This window comes from Streptosporangium sp. NPDC004631, from assembly GCF_053601935.1.
In genome coordinates, this window is record NZ_JBSGCR010000004.1 from 174,131 (window position 1) to 186,140 (window position 12,010).

The 12,010-nt window shown below is 71.1% G+C and carries 9 protein-coding genes; 1 reads left to right on the plus strand and 8 read right to left on the minus strand.

All coding sequences use genetic code 11. From position 1 onward, the window contains the following. Positions 1-2: 2 nt before the first annotated feature. From ACWEF2_RS05645 to ACWEF2_RS05675, 7 genes are all read right to left on the minus strand, one after another. On the minus strand, positions 3-1,013 hold the full coding sequence (locus ACWEF2_RS05645; protein WP_355593990.1) for a sulfotransferase family protein: 1,011 nt from the start codon (positions 1,011-1,013) through the stop codon (positions 3-5). 25 nt (positions 1,014-1,038) lie between these two features. Beyond that, positions 1,039-1,818, minus strand: coding sequence for a CDP-alcohol phosphatidyltransferase family protein (locus ACWEF2_RS05650; RefSeq protein ID WP_355593992.1), 780 nt, complete (start codon positions 1,816-1,818; stop codon positions 1,039-1,041). A 102-nt stretch (positions 1,819-1,920) separates the two neighbouring features. Beyond that, on the minus strand, positions 1,921-3,450 hold the full coding sequence (locus ACWEF2_RS05655; protein WP_453812227.1) for a hypothetical protein: 1,530 nt from the start codon (positions 3,448-3,450) through the stop codon (positions 1,921-1,923). Next, complete coding sequence (locus ACWEF2_RS05660) at positions 3,386-4,825, minus strand: lipopolysaccharide biosynthesis protein (RefSeq protein ID WP_453812229.1); 1,440 nt, start codon at positions 4,823-4,825, stop codon at positions 3,386-3,388. The genes ACWEF2_RS05655 and ACWEF2_RS05660 overlap by 65 nt, the downstream gene beginning before the upstream one ends. Further along, positions 4,813-5,160, minus strand: a complete 348-nt coding sequence (locus ACWEF2_RS05665) for a DUF2304 domain-containing protein (RefSeq protein ID WP_453812231.1) — start codon at positions 5,158-5,160, stop codon at positions 4,813-4,815. Before ACWEF2_RS05665 ends, ACWEF2_RS05660 begins: the two co-directional genes overlap by 13 nt. Then, positions 5,157-5,909: a glycosyltransferase family 2 protein gene (locus ACWEF2_RS05670; protein WP_453812233.1), complete on the minus strand. Its 753-nt coding sequence runs from the start codon at positions 5,907-5,909 to the stop codon at positions 5,157-5,159. The genes ACWEF2_RS05665 and ACWEF2_RS05670 overlap by 4 nt, the downstream gene beginning before the upstream one ends. 2 nt (positions 5,910-5,911) lie before the next feature. Then, positions 5,912-9,526: a CDP-glycerol glycerophosphotransferase family protein gene (locus ACWEF2_RS05675; protein WP_453812235.1), complete on the minus strand. Its 3,615-nt coding sequence runs from the start codon at positions 9,524-9,526 to the stop codon at positions 5,912-5,914. A gap of 424 nt (positions 9,527-9,950) precedes the next feature. Between ACWEF2_RS05675 and ACWEF2_RS05680 the strand changes: the two genes are divergently transcribed. Further along, positions 9,951-10,718, plus strand: a complete 768-nt coding sequence (locus tag ACWEF2_RS05680) for a polysaccharide deacetylase family protein (protein WP_453812237.1) — start codon at positions 9,951-9,953, stop codon at positions 10,716-10,718. Here ACWEF2_RS05680 and ACWEF2_RS05685 read toward each other — a convergent pair. Continuing rightward, complete coding sequence (locus tag ACWEF2_RS05685; RefSeq protein WP_453812239.1) at positions 10,658-11,884, minus strand: acyltransferase family protein; 1,227 nt, start codon at positions 11,882-11,884, stop codon at positions 10,658-10,660. The genes ACWEF2_RS05680 and ACWEF2_RS05685 overlap by 61 nt on opposite strands. Positions 11,885-12,010: the final 126 nt, after the last annotated feature.

Consider the following 12,010-nt stretch of genomic DNA (forward strand, 5'->3'; position numbering starts at 1 on the left):
TCTCAGACCTTCGCCAGTTCGCCCAGCTGCCGGGTGGTGAGCTGCGCGGCCACGGGGCTCGGCTCGCGGAACCGGTTCAGGCGGTCCCGCATCTCCTTGCGCCGCCGCGCCCAGCGCCGCTTGGCCGCGGCCCTCGCGCAGGCGTCGACGTGGGTCTTGCCGGCCTTGGGCGCCCCGCTCAGCTCATAGCCGTTGGCGGTCAGCCGCTCGGCCAGCACGGTCTCGCAGACCGAGACCTCCCATGGCTCCAGCCTCGCCTTCCAGGAGCCCGACCTGGCGGTGGTCACATCGCCGTGGGTGTTGCTGTGCCAGACCTTGTGCTGCGGGATCGCCATCCGGGCCACGTGGTACGGCTCGCTCATCGCCGGGTCGTACTCCTCGCCGAGGAAGTCGCACAGCTTGCCGAGCTCGGTCTCCGGGTAGGCCGTCAGGTCCTCGTAGCGCAGCTCGTAGTAGGTGTCGGCCGGGAGGTTCCTGGCGTGCCTGCGGCCGTAGTCGATCGCCTCGGCCCAGTTGGTCACCGCGTGGAAGACGTCCTTGGTGTACCAGGGCATCTCCTTCAGCGACGCCACGCAGTCCCGGCCGTCCCTGATCAGGTGGACGAACTGGGCGTCGGGGAAGAGCCGCGTCAGCAGGTCCACGTGGTGGTAGTAGCTCGGGCGCTTGTCGCCCCAGCGGGACTTGCTGTGCTGCTCGGCGTAGGAGCGGAAGGTGATCCCCATCGCCGAGCCGAGCGTCGGCGGTCCGGCGACGATGTCCTCGATCAGCTTCTCTCCGTCGATCTTGAGCTCCTTGAACTTGGTGTCCTTGTCGCTCACGATCCACCGGCCCAGCCTGCGCCGGTTCCCCTGCTCGCGCAGGTCCCCGAAGACGAACCTGCGGTAGTAGCCGGGCACCACGAACCGTGTTTCCGGCGGCACCGCGATACGCGGGTGCGAGTGCAGCATGAGCTGCAGCATGGTGGTGCCGGAACGCGGACAGCCGATCACGAAAATCGGTCGGTCGGACTGCATGACAACGAACCCCCGTAGAAGATGATCAGACAGCTACGCGCTGCGTGTTTTCCGGGCGCGGCACGGCGGGCACGGCCCTGGTGAACAACCACATCCGGTAAATCAGAAAGACTTCGTTCAGCAGGAGCAGCACCCCGGCCACGATCGACACGGGGACGAGCGCCGCCGTCCCGATCAGCGGGCCGACCACGAACACGGCGGCGTGGAACTCGATGCCGCTGATCAGGTGGCTGCGCACCCGGTGCCGGGTGAGGAGACGACCCGCCCTGCGACGCAGGCCGGGCCTTCTGAGCGGCCGGTACGCCAGGGAGCGGGCGCTCTCCGGCCGCTCGGGGCGGTTCTCCCTGACCACCTCGCGAACACGCTTCATCTGCGGCGCGTTCACGTAACGGAACAGGTCGAGGACGGCCACCCCCGCGCCGAGCAGGATGTAGGAGACGTCTCCGGTCAGCGCGTACTGCCCGGACGCCAGACCCGCCGCGCAGCAGACCACGCGGATGCGGTCGCCCACGTAGTCGAGCCAGAGCCCGAACGCGGTGCCCGTCTCCTTCAGCCGGGCGATCTTCCCGTCCATGCAGTCGATCATGAAGCTCACGTAGAACAGCGCGGCCCCCGCCACGAGCTGTCCGAACGCGAAACAGACCGCCGACCCCAGTCCCAGGACCAGCGACAGACGGGTGAGCCCGTTCGGGGTGACGTCGGTGTGGTTGGCGATGAGAAGCGTGAGCCTGCACGCCACCGGGTCGACCAGGAAAACCGTCCACCAGGAGTCTCTTCGTTTCCGGGTCGCGTGAACGTCGTTCAACGAATAGGCCCTCATGCCTTCCAGAATGGCCACCCAGAGTGATCGAAGGCTGACACTCTGGCGCCATGAGGGAATCTCCATACCGGTTCTTGACCGGCAGTGTCATCCTGAGGCGTGCGGGCCCGTGCCGCCGAGGTCACGCGGACCCCCGCCGGGACCGCGCCGGCCCCCTCCGTAACCGGGCAGCAGGGACAGGAACAGGACGCCGATGATCATCGGCGCCACCATGTAACGGTAAAGCTGCGCGGGGTTGGCCAGCAGCACGCCGAGCTGCTGGCCCAGGACGACGGCCGCGAGCACCACCACGGTCCGGTCCCGGCGGGCGTGGGCGTGGGCGGCGACCACCGCGTAGGCGAGGTAACACCAGATCGCGCCCCGCCAGAGCAGCCACGTCAGCCAGGGCGCCCGGGAGGCGTCCCGGAACGCGGTCGCCGCGTCGCGCAGCGGGGCCGACAGGGGACGCGGGGCGAGAATCGGCCGGTAGGGACTGGTCCTCATCTCGGCGTTCCAGCGCGCCCAGCCGAACAGGTCGTCCGGCACACCGACACCGTGCACGGCCGTCCGCGCGGAGGGCCCGCCCGCGCCCTCGACCACGCTCCAGGCGATCGAGCCCCGGCAGAGCCGCGCGGCGGCGACCACGGTGGGCGTACGCAGGACGACCCGCCTCCAGAGCGCGATCAGCTCCCCGTTGCGGGCGTCGGCGGCGGCGGTGAACCCCGGGCGCTGCGTGGTCGGGTCCGCTGTGTGACAGTCGGCCGATCCCCGCCAGTGGGACAGGGGCGCGACCCCGGCCATCACCGCGGTGTCCCTCGGGGTGAAGGAGTCCCTCGCCCGCTTGAACGCGACCGCGATGTCGCCGTACGCCGTGGCGTAGGTCAGGCTGGGCGGGGCACCCGGTATGCCCATCGCGGGGAAGACCACCCCGGTCAGCGTGAACGCGAGCAGCAGCGGCACGCCGACGACCGCGAGCAGCCGCGGGCGCGTCCCCCGTAACGACCAGACGATGAGCGGCGCGGCGATGGCGACGAACAGGAACCCGTTGTTCCTGAAGACCACCATGCCGGTGAGCTCCACCCCGAGAGCCACGAGCGTGGCCGCGGTCCGGCGCGACACCAGCCGGGCGAGCGTCGCCGTGGCCAGCACGGCGCAGACGGTGAACGGCACGTCCTTCCAGACCGTCACCACGAAGGAGCCGGTGGCCGGCAGCACCGGAACCGCGATCGCCGCCAGCCCGGCCGCGATCGGCGGAGCGCCGAGCTCACGCAACGCGGAGGCCGCGCAGGCCAGCGCCCCGGACATCGCGATCGTCTGCGCGAGCGTGAGCGCGCCGAGATCGCCGGTGAGCCGCAGCGAGAGCCAGACCAGCCCGTCGTAGGCCACCGAGTGGTTGGCCATCCAGTGACCGGTGGTGACGTGCCACACGTAGGAGATCGAGTCGTAGCTCATGAGGCCGGGGTAGAAGGCCGCCCACCAGAGCAGGAAGAGCGCCTGGGTGCTCAGCAGGACGATCAGGGGCAGGCGGCCGGAACCCGCGGCCGGGACCGTCCCAGCCTCGGTGGAGGCCCCCTCAGCCCTGACTGAGGCCGTCCCGGCCCTGATGGCGGGCGCCTGACTCCTGAGGCGAGCGAGCATCTTTCTCCCGTGAACGTGCGAGGGCCGGTCCCTGACGTGGGAGAACCGGCTGTGAGCATGCGGAGACCCGTTCCGGGCGGGCCGGACGGGCGGTGGTCGGACGGGGTGCCGACGTCACGGCCCGCCGCAGGCGCAGGCCGAGCAGGGTCGCGATCACGGCGGCGGAGAGCGCCATGGCCGACTCGACGCGGGGAACGACCGGCAGCGGGACCAGGCAGCCGGCGCCGAAGGCGGCCAGACCGGCCGCCCAGCCGGCCGCGCTGAAGCGGTGCAGGCCCAGCGCGACGATCCCCGCCTGGAACATCAGGCACGCCATGTGGCAGCCGCCCACCAGGCTCAGCACCACGAGGTCGAGCGCGCCGACGCCGTACCGGGGGCCGAAGGTCAGCCGGAGCAGGCCGGGTCCGGCCAGACCGCCGACCCCGGCGCAGGCCACGCCGAGAACGGCGATCGCGCCCAGCCCGCGCAGCAGTTCGCGCCGGAACAGCGTACGGTCGCCGAGGGTCAGAGCCCTGGTCCAGGCCGGCACGAGCACCGCCTGAACGGCCTGGAAGGCGAAGACCGGGACCCGGGCGAGCACGACGGCGGCCAGGAACCGGCCCGCCGACTCGCGGTCGGCCGGGCCGGACAGCACGGTGACCGCGAGCACCGGGACGTTCGCGACCGCCTGGGCGCACACCGAGCCGGCGATCAGCCAGCTGAGGTTGGCCGACAGTTCCCGCCAGGGGGCGGGTGGGCCTGGCCGGAGCGCGGGCCGCACACCGGGGACGGTCAGCGCGACCGCGACGGCCGGGGCCAGCGTCAGAATCCAGGCGTAGGGCATCGGCGCGGTGCAGCCGAGCAGCGCCAGGGCCAGGCAGGCGGCCGTCCGCACGACCCCTTCCGCGCCGAGCTGCCCGGAGTACCAGGCATGACCCGAGATCCCGGCCCCCCGCGCGGTTCCGGCGGTTCCGGTGAAGATGCCGCGGGTCAGGTGGCCGGCCGCCATGGTCGCGCTCGCGGCGAGCACGACCGCGAGGTAGCCGTGGTCGCCGGAGAGCAGCGGGCCGGCCAGCGCGGGCGCGCAGGCCACGGCGGCCAGGGCGAGCAGCAGGGTGAGCAGTCCGGCGGCGAGGGCGGCCCGCAGTACCACCGGACGGCCGCCCTCGCCGAGCACCGCCCGGCGCGCGAGCGCGCGCCCGAGTTCCTGCTCGAAGGGGAGAAAACAGCCGATCCCAACCGTGTAGACGACGGTCCAGAGCGCGGTCAGGTCGCCGAAGGCGGCCGGTCCGGTGGCGCGGGCCGCGACGGCCAGGTAGACCAGGCCCGACGCTCCCAGCACCGCCAGCCCGGCGGCCACCGTCGGCGAGCCGGACGCGCCGCCTACCCTCGCCACGTCGTCTCGGACGATTCCAGCCGGAGCAGGGCGACCTGCTCGGCGAGCGTCCTCGTCCGCTCCTCCAGGCGCCCGACCTCTGAGCTGAGCTGGATGTTCACCGCCACCAGGACGAGGCTCCCGACGAAGAACAGCAGGTTGGCCGGGACCTGGACACCGGTGATCCGCGCCGCGGTCACCAGGACGTCCGGCACCAGCGCGATCGTCGCCATGACCGCGGCCAGCAGGACCCAGAACACCGCGTACTTCTCGCGGAGCTTTCTGCGGCGCAGCATCTCGAAGATGACGACGACCGTGATCACCGCTCCCAGGAGGCCCAGGGTGTAGGCGCTCACACCCGCGCCCCCCGTCTCGCGGCGGGCGCGGGGTCGGCCGGTACCCGCTCCCAGCGCCGGACGAGCGCCAGGCCGAGTGCGACCACGACACGCGCCAGGTAGGCGAACGCCCGCGTCGGCGACTGACTGGCCGTGCCGTACCGGCGCTCGCGCATGGCGACCGGGACCTGGGCGACCGAGCACCCGCTGCGGAGCGCGATGACCAGCGACTCCAGCGTGTCCCCGAGATACTCGACGGGGTAGTGCGCGGCGAAGACGGCGATCGTCCGGCGGTTGGCCGCCCGGAAGCCGCTGGTGACGTCGGTCAGGCGGATTCCGGCCGGGATCGAGACGGCCCTGGCCAGCAGGCGCATGGCCAGCCGCCTGGCGGCCCCGGCGGCGGTGTACTCCCCCACTCCGGCGAACCGGGAGCCGATCACCAGGTCGGCCCCCTCCAGCGCCGCGACCAGCGAGGGGATGTACCCCGCATCGTGCTGGCCGTCGGCGTCGACCTGGACGGCGACGTCGTAGCCGTGCTCCAGGGCGTAGCGGTAACCGGCTCGCATGGCCCCGCCCACCCCCAGGTTGTACGGCAGGCGCAGCACCGCGACCCCCGTCTCGGCCGCCCTGGCCGCGGTGGAGTCGGCCGAGGCGTCGTCGACGACGACCACGTCGGCCCCGGCGCACACCCGGCGAAGCTCGTCGATCACGAGGGCGATCGACCGCTCCTCGTTGTAGGCGGGAATGACGATCAGCAGGCGATCTGGCACGGTCAGCCCCGGAAGACGTGGTCGAGGACGCGCGCGGAGGCGTTTCCGTCGTCGAGATGGCAGAAGCGGTCCCTGAAGGCGCGGTGGGCGGGGGCGTGGGCCGAGACGGTCCCCTCAAGGTCGGCCAGCGCGTCGATCACCTCGTCGGAGGTGCTCAGCAGCGGCCCCGGCGCGTGCTGGGCGAGGTCGAGGTAGAAGCCGCGCAGCCGTTCGCGGTAGTGCTCCAGGTCGTAGGTGAACAGGAGGATCGGACGGCCGGTGCCCGCGTAGTCGAACATGACGGACGAGTAGTCGGTGATCAGTACGTCGGCCACCAGCAGCAGATCCGTCACATCCGGATATCTGGTGACATCGAGGAACGGGTCGTCCGGACCGGTGGGCCGGGACACCTTGGAGGTGTGCAGGTGCCCCCGGAAGAGGAACACGTAGTCGTCGCCGAGCACCCGGCGGGCCCTGTCGAAGTCCAGCCGCATGTCCGTCTGGTACCTGCCGCCGGAGAGGCCCTGGTCGTCTCGCCAGGTCGGCGCGTACAGCACCACCTTCCGGTCCGGGGAGACGCCCAGCGCCCGCCGGACCCGCGCGGCCTCCTGCCGCCCCTCCGGCCGGTGCAGCAGGTCGTTGCGGGGATAGCCCGACTGGAGCACCGGCCCGTCGTAGCGGAAGGCGCGGGAGAAGATCGGTGTGCTGAAGGAGTTGGGCGAGAGCAGCAGGTCCCACTTCGCCACCTCCAGCGAGAACCTCCGCAGATAGTCCGCCCCGTTGTTGAAGCGGATGTCGGGGATGTCGTGGGCGATCCGCTTCAGCGGGGTGCCGTGCCAGGTCTGGACGTAGACCTGGCCCTCGCGCTTGACGAACCAGTCCGGCGCGTTCTCGTTGGAGAAGACGTGACTCGCGTGGGCGAGCGCCTCGTAGTGGGCGCGACTGCCCCGCAGCACGACCCGGGCGTCCCCGGGGGGCCGTACCTGGCCGTCGGCGGAGATCCAGACACACTCGCGGCCGTCGTCCCTGCGCCGCAGTTCCTCGTATATCGCGCGCGGGCTGTCGGAGTACTGGCGGCCCCGCCAGGACTCGAAGACCACGAGGTCCCGGAGCGGCTCCCTCATGAGGGCCGGGTAGTCGCGCTCCGCGAGACGGCGCTGGGCGTAGCGCCCCCCGTCGGCGCCGAGCGCGGGCTGGACGTCGACGGCGACCCCGCTCGCGCGGTACGCCCGTACCCGGAACGTGTGAACCCCGGCGCCCCGGGTTCCGGGCAGGCGGCCGAGCAGGCTCTTGGCCACCCTGAGGGGGACGAGGCCCCCGTCCGACTCGATCATGATCTCCCACCGGCCACCGGCGAGCGGGACGAGGTCCCCGTACAGGTCGAGCTCGGTGAGCGAGACGGCTACGGCGAACCGCTCCCCCTCCCGGTCCAGCGGCACGCGGTGGATCCCGCCGCCGCCGACCCTGCGCAGCACCAGCCGGGCCCGCGGATCGGTGGCCCCGGGGCACCGCCCCGCGACGAGGAGCCTGCCGTCCGGGGCCCAGGTGAGGTCGGTCGTCATCGGCCGGACGGGCCTGGCCACCGCGGTGAGGGTGCCGAGCCTGGTCGCCAGGACGCAGACCTCGCGGTCTCCCACGATCGCGTACTCCTCCGCGGTCGTGAGCTCGGTCGTCAGCCTGCGCGGCCGGTCGGAGCCCACGTCGACGAAGAGGTCCCAGTTGAGGTCGGGGTAGATCCGTGGATCGGCCGCCTCGCCACCCGCCAGATCGGGCGGGAGCAGCTCGGCGACCGGCAGCGGGGCGCTGAAACCGATCCGCCCGCCGCCGAGCACCCGGCAGGCGGCGGGGATCCTGAGCTCCCGGTGGCCTCGCCGCAGGCGTGCCAGCAGCACCCCCGCCGAAACCTCCCCTGCCCCCTCCCCCCGGGCCTCCGCGGAACCTTCCCGGGCCCCCGCGGCACCCCCTTCCAAGATCTCCACGGAGGGCTCCTCCGAAGATCCTTCCCGGCCGGGCGGGATGTCGGACGCCACCCAGCCGGACACCTCGATCACCCCCGCGCCAGCGGTACGGATCCTCGCCACCGCCTGGATCCGCTGAACCTTGAACAGGACCTCGTCGTCGGGGTTCGTCTCCACCCGCAGGCACACCTCGGAGGCGACCCGGACGACCGGAAAGCGGCGGACCTCGCTGATCGCGGTGGCCGTCGCCCAGCCGGACCGCCGGGTGGACCGGGCGTTGACCTCGATCTCCAGCCGCCACCTGGCGTTACGGGAGGCGTCGGCCAGCGCGGCGGGGTCGATGTCGACCTCGAAACCCGACCAGTCGTAGCAGGTCACGTCCTGATCGGAGGCCGCGGTCACATCCTGGCGGAGCACGCGCCTGGCCGGCAGCCCGATCGACTGCTCGGTCCGGAGGTTACGCAACGTCACGGTGATCTCCGACGCCTCCTCCACCGACAGGTCGATGCCCTTGATGTAGGCGCGGCCGGACACGCGGAGGCGGTGGTCCGCGTCCCGCCAGTGGAGCTGGTCGATCCGGCAGACGAGGGAGAGGTCGCTGTCACCCGCGCGGAAGACCTTCCTGGGCAGGATGCCCCGGTGCATCAGCGGGTGGTCGGCGTACCAGCCGAACACGCGGCGGATCAGCCCGTAGGACATGCCCTGCCGCCGGGCGGCCAGCACCTCGAAGAACTCCTCACTCCGGCGGCGTTTCACCAGCTCGAACACGAGTCGTCGCTCCCAGGGAAGTCGGGACAGCACATCGGAGTCCATCCGCTCGACGAGCGAGCCCACGTTCTCCACCAGGCGCCCGCGGTAGTCCTCGTCGGCGTCCAGCACCTCGTTGACGTAGAGGTTGAGATCACTGCGGAGCACGAACTCATCGAACCGGCGCCGCAGCGCGGGAGACGCGTGCGCGGCCAGAAAACTCTGAACCCTGGTGATCGAGGCGATCCTGTCCTCCAGGTTGCCGGGCACGGTCCGGCTCTGGGTGATCGACGGATCCCCCGCCTCCCGCTGCCGCCAGTAGTAGATCGGGTCGTCGAGCACGTCGACGGAGCGGGCCAGCACGTGGGCCGGGATGGTGACGGGCGCGTCCTCGTAGAGGCCGGGCGGGAAGCTGAAATCGTGCTTCCGGTAGAAGTCGTGGCGGAAGACCTTGTTCCAGGCCGTACGGTCCAGCAGCAGCTCGGGCCGGGCGCTGACGTGGGTCCGCAGCAGGGTCTCCCTGAAGGGCAGCGCGTGCAGGCCGGACCGCCAGGTCCCGGCCGAGTTGAGATACAGGACGTTGCCGCACGCGAAGTCGGAGCCGGACTCGCGCAGTGAGGAGACCAGCAGCTCGTAGGCGTCGACGGGCAGCACGTCGTCGCTGTCCATGAAACAGAGGTACTCCCCGCTCGCCCGCAGCGCTCCGGTGTTGCGCGCCGCGCCCAAGCCGGCGTTCTCCTGCTTGACGACCCGGAAGCGGTCGTCCTCCCCGGCGAACACGTCGGCGATGGCGGCACTGCCGTCGAGTGACCCGTCATCCACACAGATGACCTCAAGGTCGCGGAGCGTCTGCCGGGCGATCGACGCCAGGCAGTCACGGAAGTACGGTTCCACATTGAAGAAGGGGACAACGACACTGAGAAGTGGCGACAAGGGGTCAGCCCTCCAGCGTTCTCGAAGTCCGGACCGGCCGCTGATCGCATGGTCGCGTCGCACGGGCGGATCCGGAACGGGGGCGGGCAGGTTCCACCTCGACGAGAATGCGGAAAACTCCTGATAGGCGCCCCGGCCATGTCGTTAAATGGCACGGATCTTGCCGACCCTTGACTCTCACCCCCGCCGGCCGCCCGCGGAGCGTTCCCCCGGCCGGAAGAGTGGCCGGACGCCCGCGCCGGGCGCGCGGCGTGCCGTACCCGATGGCCGGGCCGGCGGTTTCCCGGTGTCGGGTGGCCTCCGTGCCGGCGGATCTGACAGGTGGTTTTCACAGGACATCGTGACACTCGTGTCCCGGGAAGGTTCTGGCACCTCGATAAGATGCCACTTCCCCCCCGAAATCACTCGACACGGAAGCCCCCTCATGAAGTCTCCCGCCCGACTGCTCACGGCCGCCTCCTGCGCGGTGGCCCTGCTGTCCGCGCCCACCGCGGCGTGGAGCGCCGGCAAGACGACAGCGGACAAGACCGCGTCGGTGAACTGCGCCAAGGTCAAGTGCATCGCGCTGACCTTCGACGACGGTCCGGGCAAATATGCCGACCGTCTGCTCGACACCCTCAAGAAGCACAAGGCCAAGGCCACGTTCTTCCTGGAGGGCCAGTATGTGAAGTCGCGCCCGGCGTTCGCCAGGCGGATGGCCGACGAGGGGCATGAGCTCGGCAACCACAGCTACACCCACGCCCACCTGCGCGAGGCGGACGATGACAGGATCCGCGAAGAGCTGACCAGGACCCAGGACATCGTCAAGCAGGTCACCGGCAGGTCACCGACCATGATCCGCCCGCCGTACGGCGAGCTGGACGACCGTGTCCAGGCGATCGCGACGGAGATGCGGCTGCCGATCGTGCTGTGGAACGGCGGTTCCCGCGACTGGGCGACCAGGAACGAGAAGGCCATCTACGACGAGGTGCTCAAGAACGCCAAGCGTGACGGGGTCATCCTCATGCACGACTGGGTGGAGCAGACCGTCAAGGTGATGCCCAAGCTGCTCGACGCGCTGCGGAAGCAGGGCTATCACGTGGTGTCGGTCTCCTCGCTGCGCGGCGGGGGGAACCTCCAGCCGGGCGACATCTACCCGGCCGGCACCGACGACGCGACCCTCTCGGCCGAGGCACCCGACGACGGCTTCTGAGCCAGCCTCCGGCCCAGCCGCTGCATGGGAAGCTCCACATAGCGGTAGGTGCCCCAGCTCAGGGCCAGCAGCACGGCGACGAAGGCCGCCGACAGCGACACCTGCGCCACCGGCGGCATGGCCCGCACATCTCCGGCGACGGCGTACACGAGCCGCAGCAGCGGGTGGTGCAGGAGATAGAGCGAGTAGCTGGTCAGGCCGAGCCAGACGAGGAAGCGGGGCAGGCGGCGTCCGCGCAGGGCCATGGCGCCCGCGAACGTCGCCCCCGCGAGCGCCGTCGTGGTGAACCAGACACCGGGCTGGACCCACCACCAGCCCGCCTGGATCGACCACACCGGAGCGAGCGCGACGAGCACGGTCGCGACGGCCACCGGCCAGAGGCCGCCCGTGCCCTGCTCCCAGCGGCGGATCGCGGTCCCGGTGAACATCATCGCGAGGATCGTCGCCCCCAGCCACGGCACGTATCCGGCGAGAAGCGTCAGCACCACGGCCATCGCGCCGAGAACCCAGGCGGCCGCGGCGCGGAACCGGCCGCCGACCAGGCACGCGACGCCCACCAGGAACACCGCCCCCGACACGTAGGCGGGCCAGGAGCCGGTGAGCAGCGGCCCGGACAGCACCAGCCCCGCGAGGACGCCCACCACGCCGAACCCCACGGCCAGCGCCCCGCTCCGGCGATGCAGGCCGCCGATGAACAGGGCGGTCACCAGCAGGTAGAAGACCATCTCGTAGGAGAGCGTCCACATGGTGTCGGCCAGGCCGCCCATGTGCACCACGTCCAGCAGCATCGTGACATGCCCGGCCACGGCCGACAGATCGCGCGGCACCTGCTCACGGACCGGCATCCACGGAGCCATGACCAGGACGAGGACCACGACCAGCAGGTAGATCGGGTAGAGCCGGAACACCCTGCTGATCCAGAAGGCCCGCACGTCACCGCGCCCCTCCAGCGAGACCGGGATGATGTAGCCGCTGACGAGGAAGAACACCATGACGCCGTACATGCCGAGGTTGAACCAGTATGGCCGGAGCGCCGGCATGAACCAGGGCAGCAGGTGTTCCAGCAGCACCGCGACGGCACCGAGCCCGCGGAGCGCGTCCAGCCAGGCCAGTCGCGAACCGGTCGGAGAGCGCACGGACAGGGGGACGGTGGCGGAGGTCGACACTCGCCCCAACCTACTCCTCCACTACCTATAAAACCGGATTAACGCCCATACCAACCCGCACATCTACCGCCCGCCGATCTCCGTCAAAAGCACCAGGCGGACTTCTCGGGGACAGCCCCGGCCCTG

Excerpts from the sequence above, each read along its gene's own strand:
- ACWEF2_RS05645 (WP_355593990.1), bottom strand. The coding sequence starts at position 1,013 with ATGCAGTCCGACCGACCGATTTTCGTGATCGGCTGTCCGCGTTCCGGC.
- ACWEF2_RS05680 (WP_453812237.1), top strand. The coding sequence starts at position 9,951 with ATGAAGTCTCCCGCCCGACTGCTCACGGCCGCCTCCTGCGCGGTGGCC.
- ACWEF2_RS05655 (WP_453812227.1), bottom strand. The coding sequence starts at position 3,450 with ATGCTCGCTCGCCTCAGGAGTCAGGCGCCCGCCATCAGGGCCGGGACG.